The organism is Fischerella major NIES-592, assembly GCF_001904645.1.
Classification (GTDB): domain Bacteria; phylum Cyanobacteriota; class Cyanobacteriia; order Cyanobacteriales; family Nostocaceae; genus Fischerella; species Fischerella thermalis.
The window spans coordinates 1-17,780 of record NZ_MRCA01000017.1; the positions used below are offsets into that span (position 1 = coordinate 1).

17 protein-coding genes are annotated in these 17,780 nt (G+C 41.2%); 1 reads left to right on the top strand and 16 read right to left on the bottom strand.

Annotated features, from left to right (window positions below; genetic code table 11):
- Positions 1-396 precede the first annotated feature (396 nt).
- The 16 genes from NIES592_RS21080 to NIES592_RS21155 form a co-directional block, all read right to left on the bottom strand.
- Positions 397-1,158, bottom strand: a complete 762-nt coding sequence (locus NIES592_RS21080; protein ID WP_009454953.1) for a phycobilisome rod-core linker polypeptide — start codon at positions 1,156-1,158, stop codon at positions 397-399.
- Between the two features lie 117 nt (positions 1,159-1,275).
- Positions 1,276-2,010, bottom strand: a complete 735-nt coding sequence (locus NIES592_RS21085; RefSeq protein WP_062247149.1) for a phycobilisome rod-core linker polypeptide — start codon at positions 2,008-2,010, stop codon at positions 1,276-1,278.
- A gap of 209 nt (positions 2,011-2,219) precedes the next feature.
- Positions 2,220-2,963, bottom strand: a complete 744-nt coding sequence (locus tag NIES592_RS21090; RefSeq protein ID WP_062247148.1) for a phycobilisome rod-core linker polypeptide — start codon at positions 2,961-2,963, stop codon at positions 2,220-2,222.
- Between the two features lie 94 nt (positions 2,964-3,057).
- A complete protein-coding gene (locus NIES592_RS21095) occupies positions 3,058-3,897 on the bottom strand; it encodes a phycobilisome rod-core linker polypeptide (RefSeq protein ID WP_009454957.1) in 840 nt (279 codons plus the stop codon).
- A 104-nt stretch (positions 3,898-4,001) separates the two neighbouring features.
- A complete protein-coding gene (locus NIES592_RS21100) occupies positions 4,002-4,619 on the bottom strand; it encodes a HEAT repeat domain-containing protein (protein WP_062247147.1) in 618 nt (205 codons plus the stop codon).
- Positions 4,620-4,682: 63 nt separating this feature from the next.
- On the bottom strand, positions 4,683-5,513 hold the full coding sequence (locus NIES592_RS21105; RefSeq protein WP_062247146.1) for a HEAT repeat domain-containing protein: 831 nt from the start codon (positions 5,511-5,513) through the stop codon (positions 4,683-4,685).
- 16 nt (positions 5,514-5,529) lie between these two features.
- The gene (locus tag NIES592_RS21110; RefSeq protein ID WP_009454960.1) at positions 5,530-5,769 is read right to left on the bottom strand and encodes a phycobilisome linker polypeptide; all 240 of its coding nucleotides are present in this window, start codon (positions 5,767-5,769) and stop codon (positions 5,530-5,532) included.
- Between the two features lie 263 nt (positions 5,770-6,032).
- The gene (locus NIES592_RS21115) at positions 6,033-6,899 is read right to left on the bottom strand and encodes a phycobilisome linker polypeptide (protein ID WP_009454961.1); all 867 of its coding nucleotides are present in this window, start codon (positions 6,897-6,899) and stop codon (positions 6,033-6,035) included.
- A gap of 150 nt (positions 6,900-7,049) precedes the next feature.
- Positions 7,050-7,541: a phycocyanin subunit alpha gene (cpcA, locus tag NIES592_RS21120; RefSeq protein WP_172451495.1), complete on the bottom strand. Its 492-nt coding sequence runs from the start codon at positions 7,539-7,541 to the stop codon at positions 7,050-7,052.
- Between the two features lie 75 nt (positions 7,542-7,616).
- Complete coding sequence (locus tag NIES592_RS21125; RefSeq protein WP_062247145.1) at positions 7,617-8,135, bottom strand: phycocyanin subunit beta; 519 nt, start codon at positions 8,133-8,135, stop codon at positions 7,617-7,619.
- A 680-nt stretch (positions 8,136-8,815) separates the two neighbouring features.
- The gene (locus NIES592_RS21130; RefSeq protein ID WP_073556832.1) at positions 8,816-9,445 is read right to left on the bottom strand and encodes a HEAT repeat domain-containing protein; all 630 of its coding nucleotides are present in this window, start codon (positions 9,443-9,445) and stop codon (positions 8,816-8,818) included.
- A gap of 96 nt (positions 9,446-9,541) precedes the next feature.
- Positions 9,542-10,315: a HEAT repeat domain-containing protein gene (locus tag NIES592_RS21135; RefSeq protein WP_062247144.1), complete on the bottom strand. Its 774-nt coding sequence runs from the start codon at positions 10,313-10,315 to the stop codon at positions 9,542-9,544.
- 246 nt (positions 10,316-10,561) lie between these two features.
- Positions 10,562-11,401 carry a phycobilisome linker polypeptide gene (locus tag NIES592_RS21140; protein WP_062247143.1) on the bottom strand — a complete coding sequence of 280 codons (840 nt, stop codon included), beginning with the start codon at positions 11,399-11,401 and terminating at the stop codon, positions 10,562-10,564.
- Between the two features lie 258 nt (positions 11,402-11,659).
- Complete coding sequence (locus tag NIES592_RS21145) at positions 11,660-12,151, bottom strand: phycocyanin alpha subunit (RefSeq protein ID WP_197672419.1); 492 nt, start codon at positions 12,149-12,151, stop codon at positions 11,660-11,662.
- Between the two features lie 173 nt (positions 12,152-12,324).
- Positions 12,325-12,843 (bottom strand): phycocyanin/phycoerythrocyanin subunit beta, encoded by a 519-nt coding sequence (locus tag NIES592_RS21150; protein ID WP_009454979.1) that lies wholly within the window; start codon positions 12,841-12,843, stop codon positions 12,325-12,327.
- 656 nt (positions 12,844-13,499) lie between these two features.
- Positions 13,500-14,447, bottom strand: coding sequence for an RluA family pseudouridine synthase (locus NIES592_RS21155; RefSeq protein ID WP_073556795.1), 948 nt, complete (start codon positions 14,445-14,447; stop codon positions 13,500-13,502).
- Between the two features lie 1,906 nt (positions 14,448-16,353).
- Here NIES592_RS21155 and NIES592_RS21170 point away from each other — a divergent pair.
- Positions 16,354-17,559, top strand: coding sequence for a response regulator (locus NIES592_RS21170; RefSeq protein WP_073556798.1), 1,206 nt, complete (start codon positions 16,354-16,356; stop codon positions 17,557-17,559).
- The last annotated feature ends 221 nt before the right edge of the window (positions 17,560-17,780 follow it).

The window sequence follows — 17,780 nt, forward strand, 5'->3', positions numbered from 1 at the left end:
GACTTAGCTAGTGGCGATGTTGCTCCTGTTGCATTGACTGCTCCTGCGATCAACGCCTAATCTTCTCTAGTTTGTCAGATACAAACAAAAGCCCCCTTCCAACTAGAGGGGCTTTTGTTTGAAACGCAGAGTGACGCAGAGTAAACGCAAAGGAACACGAAGTTTTTTTTTACAGAGAATTTGCGATGAATTGATGAAACACTCTATCAACGCATACGATAAATCTATCTGTGTCAATCAGTGTTCATCTGTGTGCATCTGTGTTCGATTTCAACCCAAATATAAAATTACTGGGTCTTATTTCCATCTAACGCAATGCTCAGGCACTAAATTAGCAGGGAAACAAGACCCAGTATAAATTTGATGTATTTACTCCAAGCGATCGCAGTAGGAATTTTAGCGTCTACTACGATTTGGTACTAAGCTCATGTAATCAAGCTCAGCCGCACGAATGTTTTGCGCGTAGTTGCCCTTAGCATTAATTGAGGCTGCCATATCGGCGTACTTACGTGGATCACCTTCTGCCAGTCGCCGTTCTTGGAACTTGCGGCTGTAGAATTTCTCTAAGGTGAAGCGCCAATCTGTGGTAACAGTACCAGCACTTTCTTGGAAATCTTCGCCGTAGCGAGGTGTTACCAAGTTGTGGGGACGATCTACCAAACGCTTACGCTGGTAGGGTACGGTGTTATCACCAAATGCTTCGGTATATTCATCACTATCTAATAAGGCATCAACGAAACCATCAAAACCTTTGGTGGCGATGACAATAGACCAAGCAATTTCTTCTTCTTTGTTGTAAGCAGAACGACCTAAAAAGCGCTTGAGGCAAATGTCTACAAGACGGTAATTATTGTTAACTGAAACAACCAAGCGGTAGAAGGCTTCAGACTTGGCCAAACCACGAATGAAGTCGCGTACAGTCAATGAGCCGTTTTTCAGTTGAGATTCGATGTGCTTTTGGCGGTTGAACTTGAGAATCTCGTGTTCGCTGAAAACTTGGCGATAAGCTGCCCAAATGATGTCTTGCATGTCAGAAAAAGAACTGACATCTTCTAGGCGATAAATATAAGGTGTATCTTCGTTGAGGTCAGCCTTCCCAAAGCTTTTGACTCGGTGATTTTGGCTGCTGGGTTTGTATTCAAGTAATGGCAGTGCCATTTGCAATTTTCCCCTTTAATTATCAACAGATTAAACAGAGCTTGCTCTTGAAAACTGAATGAGGTTTGATTTATAAATCAATCCTCTTTCATTTTTTAGTTAAGTTTCTGCATTTTGTTAAAAAGCAGAACTGTTTACAAACCAGTTTAGTATGAGCAAGAAAGCGATTATTCCAGACAGGCCGATAATTACGGCTGATATTGTCCTCCAATCTACTTGCTTGGGGTATGGCGATGAAGCCAAAAACCCATACCATTCAGTATGATGTATCCAACTGGTCTGAACAATACCCGCGCGATCGCGATAATCTTCACCGTAACGCGGGGTAAAGCTGAATGGTCTATCTGTTGACATTCGTTTGCGTTGATAAGGTACGGTATTATCACCAAAAGCTTGTTCGTACTCTTCACTATCAATTAACGCATCTACGAATCCTGACCAACCGCGAGTAGCGATTTGAATAGACCAAGCAATTTCTTCTTCTTGATTGTAGGGAGCGCGACCCAACAATCGCTTTAAACAAATTTCTACCAGCCGATAATTATTATTAGCTGCAACTACTAGCTGATAAAATCGTCCAGATTTTGCCAAACCACGAATAAAATCACGTACCGTGATGGAGCGATTTTTCAGTTGTGTTTCTAAAGCAATCTGACGATTAAATTGTAAGATTTCCTGTTCGTTAAATACTTGACGATAGGCTGCCCAAATCAGTTCTGCAATTTCACCACTGGAATTTGTATCTTCGAGACGGTAGATATAAGGACTATCTTCATTTAAATCTGCCGTTCCAAAACTACAAACTCGTTGATTTTGAGTGGTGGGTTTGTATGTATGTATAGGTAGTGCCATATTTCCATTCACCTTTTACATAACTTGCCACATTAGAAGGTTGTGAGATTTACACTTTAGAAAATTCTCAAAAGCAAACCTTGCAACCTTCTAAACTGTGTGAAACAATGACTGGATTTAGCAGACCCACTCTTAATTTTTTGTTGTTAGTTGTTTGTTGTTAGTTGTTGGTTGTTAACCACTAACTACTAACTACTAACTACTTTAGCTTAACGCACAGGAAAACTTGCACTAGGACTGATAGAAACAGGGATACCTTGCGGTTTTTCCTGCCGTGTTGTGTCGGGGATTTGAATGTTGGCGGTGCTAACTGGTGTGTAAGAAACTGTTTTGATATCAATAGACTTCGCCATATCCAAGAAGTTATTAATATCACCCCATTTATAGCGCTCAGTTTCTTGTTTATCACGCCAGTAATCACTGTAACGAGGTGTTACCAAATTAAATGGTCTGTCTTTAAAACGACGGCGTTGGTAGGGAACAGTGTTATCACCAAAATTGATTTGATACTCTTCAGAATCTACTAAAGCATCAACAAAACCGCTAAAACCTTTGGTGGCAATTGTAATTGACCAAGCTATTTCTTCGTCTTTGTTGTAGGGCGCACGACCTAAAATGCGTTTGAGAGTAATTTCTACAATGCGGTAGTTAGAGTTTGTCTCTACTACTAGACGACGATAAGCTTCTGATTTTGCCAAACCCCGGATGAAGTCACGCACAGTAATTGCCCGATTCTTCAACTGGGATTCTAAATTTTTTTGGCGATGAAACTGGAGATTTTCGTGTTCGCTAAATATTTGCCGATACCCAGCCCAAATCAATTCTTTGATTTCGCTTTCGGTGGGAGAATCTTCTAGACGATAAATTCTGGGAGTATCTTCGTTTGGTACTTCGTAACCAGGAACACGCTGGTTTTGAGAACTGGGTTTGTATTGGAGTAGTGGTATTGACATTGTTAATTGGTGATTGGTAATTGGTGATTGGTAATTGGTGATTGGTAATTGGTGATTTCTTATTACCCATTACCCATTACCTATTACCCATTTTCTAGGTTGTTTTGTTACCAGGAATGTAACGATAAGGTAAAGCAACTTGTGCGGGTTTTACGGTTGGAGGCGGGGTAGTAGATTCGCGGCTGGTGTCAGGAATCTTGATACTAGAGGCAATATTTCTCGCGCGATCGCTTGAGCGTTGATATTCTGCTCCACCTGGTGTGACACTGGCAGCCATTGACAAGAAGTTGGCTGGAATGGCTTGACGAACTCCTCGTTGCACAGCTTGTCCGGAGCGAACGACTTGATAGAAGGAACGCCCGCCGAGATACTGTTCAATTAAGCGACCGCGCCAGTAATCGCTGTAGCGGGGGTTGACTAAGTTAAAGGGTCTGTCTTTAAAGCGTCGGCGTTGGAAGGGTACGATGTCGTCACCAAAGTTTTGACGATACTCTTCAGAATCTACAATGGCGTCGATAAAACCATGCAATCCTTTGGTCGCAATGACAATTGACCAAGAAATTTGCTCATCTTTACCGTAGGTAGCCCGTCCCAAAAACCGCTTGAAGCTGATGTCTACTAAACGATAATTAGAATTGGTTTCTGCTACTTCATCACGATAAACATCGGATTTACCCAATCCCCGAATAAAATCTCGGACGTTAATAGCCCGATTTCTTAACTGCGATTCTAGGAAGGGTTGACGATATTTTTCTAAAATTAGGTGTTCGCTAAATATTTGCCGATAAGCTGCCCAGATGATGGCATCAATATCAGCATCGGAGGTAGCGTTTGCTAACCGATAGATAGTAGGTGTGTCTTCGCCAGCTACTTCGTAGCCATCGACACGCTGATTTTGGGTAGTTGGAGTAAATTCAAGTAATGGTATAGGCATCTTGAAATTGTTACCTTGTTTTAGGGTTTCGCAGAGACTGGTTAATAGTTGTTTGTTGTTTGTTGTTTGTTATTAACAATTAACAATCAACCACGAACTAACAACTAACCCAATACTTGTTTTTGAGCTAACTGCACGCGGGCTCGAAGTGAGTCTTCGGTATCATTAGCTAAGATTTCTGCAAATTTTGCTAAAATTTGCTGTTGCAATTCGGGTATTTTTGCTAGACTTTGCAGACCAACAACGGCGGCATAACGAATTGACCAATCAGGGTCTTGAGAAATAAGCATTAGGGTTTCCAATGCTTTTGCTTGCGCTTGTTGGCGTTGTGGGTTTTCCAGTTTGTGAAAACGCAAATTTCCCAAACCTTTGGCGGCGGCGCGACGAACGCTAGGAGCAAAATCGCTAGCAGCTGATGCTAATAATACATCTAGGGCACGGGGATCTGCGATCGCTGCTAAAGCACGAATTGAATAAGCCCGTGCGCCATAGTTGTAGTCGTCAATTTGTTCTAGCAACTGTGGTACTGCTACTTCTCCTAACTGAGTTAATCCAGTTACTGCTGCTATTGCTGCGGCTGGATTGTTATAACCAAACACGGCAATTAATGTGGGAATTGCCGCTTCGTCTTGCGCTGCTGCTAATTTTTGTACTGCCGCTATCATTCGTGCTGGCGAGTCTGCCTCTACTACGGCACGAATTAATTGTTGGGTGTTAGTCATTGGTCAAGAGTTAGTAGTTAGTAGTTAGTAGTAGTTCTTTGACCAATAACCACTAACCAATTACTACAAAAGTGAATCCATCAAGTTCATTACCCGAATAGCATCCTCAGAAAGAGAGGAAACATCTAACTCCTGTTGAAGTTGATGTTCCAGTAAACCTTTGAGGGCTATCAGTTTGAAGCTATTTTCGACTTTGGCGTTCGCGATCGCATCTGCTGCTGGTAAATAACCTATGGCACCCAAATCTCCTAAGGCAACGCGGCGCAATTTCAAGTCGTTGCTGTCCAAAACTTGCACTAAACGCTGTCCATATTTGGCGTCTTGTGTCAGCTGGTACATTGCTCTTGCTGCTGCACACTGCACTCGTGGTACTGGATGGTCAAGGAAAGGTTCTATTAGGGAAATAGCCTCAGTTGCACCAATAGCTCCCAAGGCTTCTAATACTGCTTCGTAGGGCTGGGTCAAGTGTGGCCGTCCTGGTACTGGCACGGCTGCTGCTACTCCACCATTGAGCAATTGCATCAGTGCTGGGGCAGCAGCTATGTCTTTTAGTGTTGCTAAGGATTGGGCAGCGGCTTCGCGCACATAAAAATCAGAGCATTCCAAGGACTTAATTAAACTTGGTACGGCTCGCATGTCGCCCAATTTTCCTAATGCTCTTGCAGCATTACGGCGTAAAGGATAGCCACCCATTTCTGTTCTGTCGGCTTCGTCCTCTAATGCCACAATCAGAGCATCTACAACAGCTTTATCCCGGACGCGGTTTTTACCTAACCACCAAGCGGCATAATAGCGGAGACTTAAATCTGGAGATTGCAGGTTAGCGATCGCTTGCTCTTTTGTTAAGGGCGGAGCGTTTTCGGCAGAATATGCTTCTGCACTTGGTTCAATCATTGCCAAAGCGTTAGTTTTATTCCGCTGTCGTTAAAGGCTCGATTTTAACGATTCTGCCGCCCATACGAGTGATCCGCTGCATTTCTTCATTCATGCGGTTGTATGGCACAGTCATGAATACACTGCCACTGTTGCGGATGTTGTAGTTATTTTTGTCGTTTTCTTCGTTTTGCCGCAAGCCTACGACTTCATAACGAAACATCCGGCTGTTTGCACTAGAAATGCCATTAGCACCAACTGTGGTTTGACCGAACATTTTTGTTAACCTCTCCTGTAAAACTAGCTTCTGGGCAATTGTTAAGGAGTTAGGAGCTAGGAGTTAAGAATTAGGAGTTAAGAATTAGGAGTTTTGAAGTTTATATTTTCTTCAACCCATAACTCATAACTCATGACTCATAATTCTTAACCCATAGCTCCTCACTACTAACTTTTATACGGGTGTTCGCGCAGCCTCTCCCTTTAGGGAAATGGCGTTGAGAGAGAAGTACTTGGTATCAAATCGATGAATTACCACCAATCTTATGCTGGGGTGACACTAACGATTTTGCCGCCTTGGCGGACAATTTGCTGAATCTTGTCCGAAAGACGCTCGTAAGGTACAACCACGGCGTAGCTACTACGACGCACGCTGGGGAAACCAGGATTGCGCTGTCCGGTAACTTCGATGCGATAAACGCGATCGCTCTCTCCTACAGCATTTCCCATGTTTTTTCTGGGAGTCACATCCGCGCTTGCACGGTAACTCCAGTTAGCATTGCTACCAGATGGCCCAACAACTGAGGAAGTGCTATTGGTTGCTAGTTCACGGGCAAGACGAGTTTTAGTGCCTTCTACTTGGGCGCGATCGCTGTTGGCATAACCCCGATACAAACGGAACATCCGGGTAAAGCCAGCTGTTTTTTGTCCAGTTTGAATCTCAAAACCGCGATAGTAGGGGACAATGTTGTCGCCGAAGTTATTTAGATATTCAATTGAATCTATGTAGGAGTCGATTTCAGTATCGTACCCTTGGTTTTGGTACAAGTCTAAGTGGAAAATCACCTCAGACTCATCGTAGGGAGCGCGACCCAATAAATGCTTGTAGTTGAGTTCGATAAACCGGGTTTGGAAGCTGTTGTAGAAAAATTTCTTCTTGTAGAGTTCTGACTTAGCAACGCTACGCACGAACTCCCGCACTGTCAGGTTCCCATCCCGCAGGAGTGATTCTGCACTCTTCAAGCGTTCTGATGCCATGATGTAGTCATTACCCAATACTTGCCGATATACGGCTCGAATTACTGCTTCTACATCATCTCTGCTTGCATTGGGGCGTAACTCAACTTTAGCTGCGCTTGTGCTGCTAAAGGCTTCTGTTCCTAGCCTGGATGCTGCTGCTGTAATCGGCATTATTTTCCCCCTATTTATTCACACGCTTAACTTTTGCGTGTCTGAAATAAATATTTTTTTATCAATCCCCAGATAAAACTATGCCCGGAGCTAGATCCAACTGCTTGGTGATTCCACACAGCTGCATCCCTCTCCGGGCCGGATCGCTATCTAGCTAAGAGCGTTGATCGCGTAATCAATGTAGGTGTTGGCTTCGTTAGCAGCTTGACCACTCAAACCGTGGTTAGCTTTGATGTACTTCAGAGCTTCTACATACCAGCTGGGAGACAATTCAAAAGCGCTGTTGATTTCATCCAAACCAGCAATTAGGTATTCATCCATTGGACCAGTACCACCAGCAACTAGGCAGTAGGTTACCATCCGCAGGTAGTGGCCTATGTCACGAGCGCACTTTGATTTACCACGAGAATCAGCAGCGTACTGAGGGCCACTCATTTGGGTAGTGTAGGGGAATTTTTGGTATACAGCTTGAGCTGCACCATCAATCAAGCGCTGAGCGTTGGAGGTCAAAGCACGAGCAGCTTCCATGCTAGCGGTAGCACGCTCTAAACGACCACGAACAGCCTGAAGTTCGGTGTTGCTGAGAAAACGTCCTTGGGTATCAGCAGCTGCGATTGCTTCGGTAATGGGTGTTTTCATGATGTTAAATCTCCTTAACGTTTCGTAATTTTTTGCCTGGATACCTAGCTTTTTGGTTCTGGGCTTTTTTTATGTTTATTACGCAACAGCAGCAGCAGCGCGATCAAAGTAGCTAGCTACTTCAGACATTAACTGACTGCAATCACCCTTGGTGATACCATTGGGGTCGTTAGCAATGTTGATCGCAGCTTCTTTCATTTTCTGAACACCAACTGCTACAGAAGAACCGGGAGTTCCCAGAGCTTGGTAGGTTTCGCGCAAGCCATTTAAGCAACGATCGTCAAGAACGCTAGCGTCACCTGCAAGGATAGCGTAGGTAACGTAACGCAAGATAATTTCCATATCGCGGAGGCAAGCAGCCATGCGACGGTTGGTGTAAGCGTTTCCACCAGGAGAAATCAATTGAGGTTGCTCTTCAAACAAAGCACGAGCAGCGTTGGTAACGATGGTGGAAGCATTGCTGGTGATGCGGTTGACTACATCCAGGCGCTTGTTGCCGTCCTTAACTAGGTTGGTCAGAGCATCGAGTTGTTCGTTGTTCAGAAATTCGCCTCTGGAGTCAGCTTGAGAAACCACCTTGGCAAATGCGTCTAACATGGAAGATTCTCCTAATTCCTTAGTTGAGTGCTGTCTTGATTAAAACTGGAATTGTTTTATCAATTTGGATTGGTCTGTAACAGACGTTAAACAAGGGCGTTTCTCTTTTACTCTTCACTTTTCTGCTCTGCAAACAGAATCAGAAAAATGAGAAACTGGGGTGATTTTATGAGAAACTGGCAAACTTTACGAATTGATTGCCACCTTTAACTTTTGCCTGTTAATTAACCCCTCCAGCTTATGTTTATACAACGCTACAGGGGCATTATTTGTTACAAATTATGAATAAATGAGATATACCAATAAGAAAAGCCTCAAAACCTTTACATGCAAGGACTTTAACTGAGAAATAGTGCTTTTTTTCTTAACGCTACTTTACAAAACAGCAAGATAAGACGCAACTTTTCTTTGCTTAGATTTTCTTAATTTTTGCTCATTATCTATACGAAACAACCTATTCAAGTTCTACATGACTTTGATAGATACATCCTTATATGTTAAGAATTTTTAACAAAAAAATTCTAAATATTGCTATTAGTTGCAGAAATTTGTCGCCACAGATTGAAGATAAGGAGTTGGAAGTAATTGAGTTTTGAAAGCAGAACAAGCAGGAGGAGAGTTGGGGTAGCAAAAAAATTAATTCCTCTCATCCTGCTAATTTATATATTTCCAGTCTGTAGTTAATCTGGCAGATTTTTTGTCGCAGCCATTGTAATGCGCGATCGCACTACTTTGTCTGTTTCTTGATTTAGTGACATCTGTAAGGCAGTATGAGCTGCTGGTGTGCCAATTTCCTGTAGAGAAACCGCAGCAGCATAACGTAGTCCCCAATCTTCTGGAGTCAGTAAAGCCCAAGTGAGTTTTTCGACAGCATAGCGGATGACTTCCGGTTGCTTAGCAGTCCTCCCTATCTTTCCTAATCCGCGTGCGGCAATCCGACGGACATTTCCTTGGCAGTGGTTAGCTACTTCTGTGCCAACAACTTCTGCTAACAAATCAACTGCTCGCTCGTCACCAATCAGCGCTAAAGCCTGAATAATATGAGCCTGCACGCCCTGATCAGGAGAATTAGGGAAAGCAAAAATCAGTGATTCTACGCTTGCAGGTGCTAGCTTTACTAAAGCTTCAACTGCCGCTTTACCCACAGAAGGGTGATGATGGCTAAAAGCTTGAATTAAAGCTGAAATCCCCTTATTTTCCGTAATTTCCCTAGCTGAGAGAGCAGCAATTGCAGATATCGCATCAGTTGGTAGCGAAGCATTATTTAATTGCGAAATTAGTTGCTCGGTATTTACATTCTGTGTATTCATGATTGTTAAAGATTGCAGACATAAAAAAGGTGTAATAGGTAATAGGTAATAGGGAAAAACCATCAATTACCTATTACCTATTACCGATTCCCTACCTCAAAGTTGAATTAACAAATCATCAATTGCCCGAAAAATGAAATCAGTTGTTTGCTTGTCAGCTCGTTCGTTATCTAATAGGGCTTCCAAAATGCGTTTCAAATTTAGTAATTTTAAACTGTTAGGAACCCGAGCAGCTAAGATCGCAGTTATTGCTTGACGATGACCAACGGCTCCTAAATCAAATATGGCCGCCCAGCGCAAATACATATTGTCATGATTCAAATTATTAATAATACGCTCAATGTACTGGGGTTCTTGGGTTAAAAGAAACAAATAGCGTGCCGCAGCGCATTGTACTCGCTCGGAAGTGTGATTGAGAAAGGGTTCTATTTGAGGACGAGCAGACCACACTTGTAAAGTCGCTAGCGCTTCGATCAAGGCTTCTAGCGGTTGCTGTTGATGAGATTGTAGCAGTTTCAGCAATGGCTCAACAGCCCGCTGGTCGCCAATCGCTGCTAAAGCTTGAATAACTGCTTCCCGCAGGTGCAGATCATCATCACATGCAAGTGCAGCAATTAACGCTGGTACTGCTTGTGGATTCTTTAATTGCCCTAAAGCACGTGCAGCTTGACGACGTAGGGGATAGCCTCCTGATGGAATGCGATAGCGCTCATCAAACAGGGCTTCACACAACACTGTACAACCTGCTTGTACTTGATGTTTTCCTAACCACCAAGCAGCGTAATAACGAATTTGGTTATCTTCGCTCTTTAGTGCTGCGATCGCTGCTTCTTTTGAAAGAATGGGTTCGGCAGAATATGCAGCAGTCATAAGCAAGTCAAAAGTTAAAAGTGACAGATGTGGGGAGGTGGGGAAACTCACTGCTCCTCACTCCTCCCTTGGAGGAGCCAGTGCGGTGGACTCTTTCCCCGGCATAAAGGAGCCACTGCGCCCTTGGGGGTTCCAAGAGTTGTAGCAGGTGGCGTCACCTAGCGTTGGGGATTAGGGGCAGTGGGGAGGTAGGAAGAATATATTTATTTATCCCCCCATCTCCCCATCACCCTATTCCCCCATCTTCTAAGAGGCTGGGGTAATCTTGACTATCTTACCGCCACGTTTGTGAATTTCTTGGTAGGTAGCTGACAGCCGGTCATAGGGTACGGTGTAAACTTGTCTGCTACGACGCACAGCAACTTTCGTGTTCAATCCACCAGCGATCGCTTCGATGATGAACATGCGATTATCTCCCAATACAGGAGAACTAATCAAAGTAGGTGCAATTGATGTAAAGCCAAGCCCTGGGGATGATGGTGGCGAAATCATGTTGGACATGTTCATCGCGATTTTCGAGCGTAAGCGCGAACTTTTACCACCAAATTGAGCGTTGTCGCTGTTACCTCTGCCACGATAAAGCTCGAATATACGGTTAAATCCTACCGTTTTCATGCCAGGAATTGACTGAAATCCGCGGTAATAAGGAACAACATAATTACCAAAGGCATTGTCGTATTCAGAGCTGTAAATGTACGATTCTATTTCGGCGTCGTAACCACTAGAAGCATAAAGGTCTGTGTGGTATGCAATTTCTGATTGATCGTAGGGTGCACGTCCCAACAAATGCTTATAGTTCAATTCAATGAACCGCACTTGGGAGTTTTTGTAAAAGAAACATTCTCTGTAAAACTCAGATTTTGCCAAAATTTCCACAAATTGTTTAACGCTGATTTTGCCGTTACGTAGCATTGCTTCAGCGCTGGTAAATCTCTGGCTAGCATACACACCTTGACGACCAAAAATTTGCTCATAGGCAGCTCGAAATACTAGCTGCAATTCATCTTCAGTCCAATTTTGGCGCAGCTCTATTTTTTTGCCGATCTCATCTCTAATTGCTAGACGTTCTGCGACTGAAGTAGTCATCTTGACAATCGCTCCATATTTGCGAATTTTTTATTGTTTCTTTTCTCAAATACAACGAATGGCTAATTGCTAATTGCACTAGTGCTAGCTGTTAGTTGTTGATTTTTAGTAGTTAGCTGTTAATAAATAGTTGTTGATTTTTTCTGACCAACCACTAACCATTAACTACTAACCACTAACTACTAACTACTAACTACTAACCAGTCTCGATTAGCCATTAGCCATCAAAGAAGGACAAAGGACACTTGCTGTGTGGATTTAGCTCAATGCATTAATTGCATAGTTGATATAGGTGTTGGCTTCACCAGCAACATCACCTGTCAAACCATGATTGTCACGGACAAATTCTAGAGCCGCTACGTACCAGCTGGGAGACAAGCCAAGAGCGCTGTTGAATTCTTTTAAGCCTGCAACTACGTATTCATCCAAGGGGCCAGTGCCACCAACTACGCAGCAATAGCTGATAGTACGTAAGTAATGGTCAATATCACGTACGCACTTAGATTTACCTTCTGGGGTAGAAGCGTACTGAGGCCCTTGCATTTGGGTGGTGTAGGGGAATTTTTGATAAACGTGATTGGCTGCTGCTTCTGCCCATTTTTGGCCGTTGTTAGCAAATGCTTTAGCTGCTTCTAAGCCAGCACGAGCGCGGTTAAAACGACCAAATACTGCTTGGAGTTCAGTGTTGCTCAGATAAGAACCGCGAACATCAGCAGCGGCGATCGCTTCAGTTAATGGGGTTTTCATGATTTAATTAATCTCCAAAAATTGCTAACTAAAAGAACTCAAAAAGTCTTGCCAAAAAACTATGAAAACAAGTTGTACATGCAACTTTTGTATTCATATCCTTTGCAATTACAAATGACCCAGGCATTATGACAAAGGATACTTACAAAAAGTGCAATCTACAACCAAAAAAATTTTTAAGCAACCGCCGAAGCAGCGCGGTCAAAATAGCTGGCAACTTCAGACATTAACTGACTGCAATCACCTCTGGTAATGCCATTAGGATCGTTAGCAATTTTGAGGGCAGCTTCTTTCATTTTTTGAATTCCAGAAGCTACAGCATCACCTGGAGTACCAAGAGCTTGATAGGTTTCACGTAAACCATTCAAGCAGCGATCATCCATCACACTGGAATCACCTGCTAGTACAGAGTAGGTAACGTAGCGCAGAATAAATCCTAAATCGCGGATACATGCAGCCTGATTACGATGATGAAAGCAAGCACCACCAGGATTGAAGACTTGGGGGCGTTCTGCTACCAAAGCACGATAAGCATTAGCAACAATGGAGGAAGCATTGCTGGTGAGTCTATTAACAACGTCTAAGCGCTTGTTGCTATCAGCAACCATTCCTTGCAGAGCGTTGATTTCGTCACCGCTTAAATAAGCACCTTTTTTATCAGCTTGTTCAACTACTCTGGAAAAAGCATCAAGCATTTTTTTCTCCTAGTGTTCACAGCAGCAAATTAAAGCCATTAAATCAGCTTGTTTTGGTAGAAGCAATCAGATATTCCAGACAAATAGGCATGAAAATTTCTAGCAAATATTGCACATAAAAATCAAATTAATATGATTTATACGCGCAAATATTTAGCACGAGAAATCTTTATTGTCTTGATATTTTTAAATTGCTTTCTGACCTAGTTCGTATTTTATATTTGGCTTGCAGTCTTTTTTTATGAACTTTATTTAATAAGTGTAAAAATCTAGATTATTTAGTGAAACCTATGAATCGGCAGGCTTATATACTTATGACTTAAATCCTTTTTTTACATTATGAAATGTTTGTTAATCTAACTTCATGTTTTTGTTCCATAGGATTAATAGTAGTAAAAGTTACATTGAATGTTATTTTGGTCTGAAAAAAATAAAGTTTTTCTATCTTTCTTGAAGAAGATGCAATTAAAAAATCTGTATTGTATGTAAAGATTTTATTGATTTTTAATTTCAGCCAAAATACTTAAAATCTAAATCTGGAATTTTCTCAAAAATAGTGGTTAAAAGTAAACATCTCGCAAGTTTACTGAAGCTTTGATGAATGATAAATATGTAAAGTTATGTAAAGATGAGTAAAGAAGATTCGTAAAGATTTCTCATTTGTAATTTTTATCGGCAGTGGTCACCCGTCTTTTCAAAACTTCTAAGAGAGTCTTGAAGGTTTGAGGAATAGGTGCAGTGACTTCGATCCATTCTTCAGAGACCGGATGCTGTAACCTGAGTCGCCAAGCGTGGAGTGCTTGTCCCGGTAAATTCACACCCACCGAACGGCCAGAACTATAAACAGGATCGCCGACGATAGGATGACCTATGTGGGCGCTGTGGACACGAATTTGATGGGTACGTCCAGTTTCCAATTGAAAGTGCATTAATGTATAGTTGCCCAGACGTTCAAGTATTCGCCAATGGGTAGTTGCATGTCTTCCACCTTTTTCTGGTGAGACAACAGCCATTTTTTTTCGATCTACTGGATGACGACCGATGGGTAAGTCAACTGTACCGTTTTCAGTTTTTGGGACACCGTAGACAACACCTAGATATTCTCGTTGTGCGGTTTTAGCTTTGAGTTGTGCTTGGAGATGCTGATGGGCAAATTCAGTTTTAGCAATTGCGATCGCCCCTGTTGTATCTTTATCTAATCGATGCACAATTCCTGGACGCTGCACACCTCCTATGCCGGGTAAATTGGGACAATGAGCTAAAATGGCGTTAACCAATGTGCCATCGGGATGACCGGGTGCAGGATGGACAACTAAGCCCGCAGGTTTATTGAGAATTAATAGTTGGTCGTCTTCGTAGAGGATGTCTAGGGGAATGTCTTGTGGTGTCAGTTCGAGAGGTTCTGCTGGGAGAATTTCTAAGGAAATGCGATCGCCCCGTTTCACACTAGTCTTTTTCGATGTGCAAACTTTGCCGTTGAGTTGAACCTGACCCTGTTCAATTAACTGTTGAATGCGGGAACGAGATAGGTCTGTTAATCTTTCAGTCAGGTAGCGATCAAGGCGTTCTCCCTGTTCTTCTACTTGTAAACTAATTTCGGTCACAGTTGTATTGGTCTCATCTCCAGTTTTTGTAGTTTAGCTTTTCTGGAGAATAGCAGAAAGTTTTGTCTGCCTTTATTTAGTAACTTTATCATTCTTCTTGTCTCCCTTACGCTTTACACTTTGCTCAATTTTCATAGTGGGGGGTGACAGCAATGCTGGTATTGCACCCATTGTCATAATCTAATTTCAAGTTTATTGTTGTTGGACAAGAGAAAATATATGCAGTTATTTTAGATGCGGATAATGTCGAATGGCTGAGTTTCACATCTTACATATTTCTTGGCTAGATTTTGTATAATAAACTGCTTCTCAAAAGGCGAATATTTCATACCCATATTTGAGCTGATTTAGCTTTTGATTTGCTACGTCGTTATTTTGACTGCGCTGCACTATTACTATATGACAGTCAAAAAATGCTATTAAAACACACTATTTTTATGATGCTATCCGGATAAACTTTAATTTTTAAATCTAAGTAATAGTTCTTAGTTTTATCTTTATTGATTGAAAACAAACCTTCTATTTGTATCAAAGATACCTAAATCAACTATCCAGCTTTACTCGGTTGATTTGATGACTTGAATAGGAAGCTTGAGTTTGTGATTTTTTCTTTAGTTACTACTGATGCTTGTGAACGCACTAACTTCAGTTTTAGCTTTGTAACCACCAATAGCTGTGCAAAAAATTAAAATTAACACAGTCAAGATAATGCCATTTTGGCTAAATAAAATCCTATCAATAGGCTTATAATGCATACATCATTACAATTACCTTAGTATTTCTCTGTTTCTCAACATGAACTATCAAGAGTATTTATTTGGTTATAATTGCTGAGCAGAAAAAAGTTCCAAAATATATAAATGTATCAGCAAAAACAAAATGAGAAAGAATTAATTGGTAAAAAACTAATAAAATTATGAATGCAATAAATACAACAAACTCAAACATTAAATTAAGTTGTACATTTTTGTACACTTAAGTATCGATACTTGCAACGAGAAACTTTATAGATAAATCTTTTGTTACTCATGACAATAACTTCTATTTCACAATATCTTTACTTCTTCATAGGATTTTTCATGCTTCTTTTATTTTTTTTGTTGAAATTAGAGTAATCTAAAAGTAAGGAAGATAATTTTATTTTTAAATATGGAGTAAATTACTTGAGTTACACCACAATCATCAAATTTAATAGTTGTAATTCACTACGGTAGCTACTCATCCAGTTCATCAGGGCAAACTTTCTTTTCATTAAGACAATACTTTAGAAGGTGTTTTCAAACATATGAAGAAATTGCCTTCTTGGGAGCCAATCACTACTTCATCTTTTACTCCACCATCAAAATTCATGCAAAATGTGGGTGAAAGGTAAGCAAGTTTACCCTTAAAGGTTTCCTCATTAAGTACAACATGGCGTTTAAAGGACAGGGTGAAAGGCATAATTTTTTACATTATCCGTGTCATCTATAGCCTTCAGCCATTTTTGGTGAATGCGATCGCAAAATTAGTGACGATGAAATCTCAGTATTGACAAAACGCCCTACACTCTACTCAAAAATGATCGATTTTGGGCTAGTCAATTACTAAGTCACATTACTTATCAAATTTATGGATTAAATCTTTAACAGCCTGCTTGTATGCTACCTGGGATTCCATTTTGCTTCAAAAACCAACAACAGAGTCTGTACAAAGCACTAAATCACCTTAATATGGCTGTGTTAGCAATTTTTGCTATTGTTTTTTGAGACGAATTATCTACTTTAGGCATTTTTTATCTTTTTATGTGGGTATATGCACCCACGCCATAAGCTAATGTTAAGTAAGTGCAATATGCAGGCGCTGTTTCATGGCAACAAGTAGAGCCATTTGCATTTGTCAATTTTGAGTTTATTTGAGAGCCGTAGCCATGAAGATACTCCCTATTAATAGATACAGGTTTTATCAATCGTTACAGCCGTTATTTCTACTGAAGAAAATAACTAGTAAATCTACTGCTGGTTGTTTACAAGTTTTTACCGCTTCTGGTTCTTGGTCAATCTATGTGGAGGAGGGTAAATTAATTTATGCGTGCTGTACAGAAAAAATGTTTGAGTTGCTTTACAAGCACTTGCAGCGTTTAAGCCAAAAAATACCTACTCTCCACAATGGCATCAAAGAGCAATTGCGGGCAATTTTTGAAACTGGGATTGAGAATCAAGCAATACCCAATCCTGACTATCTAGCTATTTGCTGGTTAGTTAATCAGAAATATATCACCCCAGCTCAAGCCGGAATATTGGTGGAACAATTGGCACTAGAAGTTTTAGAGTCGTTTTTATTGTTAAAAGAGGGGAGTTACGAATTTGCTCCTGAAAGCTTTTTGGATGAAATGCCCAAGTTCTGCCATTTAGATGTGCGTTTGCTAGTGGAACGTTGCCAAAGGCGATCGCCTGGCTATGCATCCATCCCCAGTGGTAAATCAGAAAGATCCAGTGCTGATGCAGCGCCACCGCAGCCAGCTTCCTTGGAAAGACGCCATCTCAATCATCAATCAGCTTCGGAATTTGCAGCTAACTGCCCACAACAAACTCCCCAAAGGACATCCAAGGGGGAAAGTACACCCAATTCTGGACAGCAACAGCATCTCCATGTTGTCCCCCCAAGCCAGCAACCTTTGCCTAAACCAAGGTTGAATAATGTCTTACCTCATCCTGTTAATACTAATAACAGTAATCGTCCACAAATTTCTCAACCAAATGTTGATAAAAAACTCTACACAGTTTTTTGTATTGATGACAGTCCTGCTGTCGTAAATGCCATCAGTAAATTTTTGGATGATCAAATGTTTTCTGTTGTGGGCATCAACGATCCACTCAAGGGTTTAATGCAAATTATTCGCCTCAAACCAGATTTGATTTTACTAGATATTGAAATGCCAAACTTAGATGGTTATGAATTGTGTTCATTGGTACGGAAACATTCTCATTTTAAAGATACACCTATAATCATGATTACGGGTAGAACAGGTTTTATCGATAAAGCTAGAGCCAAACTTGTGAGGGCATCAGGCTATTTGAGTAAACCTTTTACACAGGCAGACTTACTTAAAGAAGTATTTCAACACATTAAGTAGCTGTAAAAAATTTAAGTATGAATTGTAGATGCACATGCTATTGTGTCATCTTCTATTTTCTGTAACATCCAATAATGATTACAAGGAGATAGGAGGCATAAAAAATAAATTATGCCTATATTATTGCTTTTTGTCATACTTGACTGATACGGCTTTGCGTGAAATGGTAATGTTTTTAAACGCGGAGTAACGCAAAGTCAGCGCGGAGGAGCGCTGAGTTT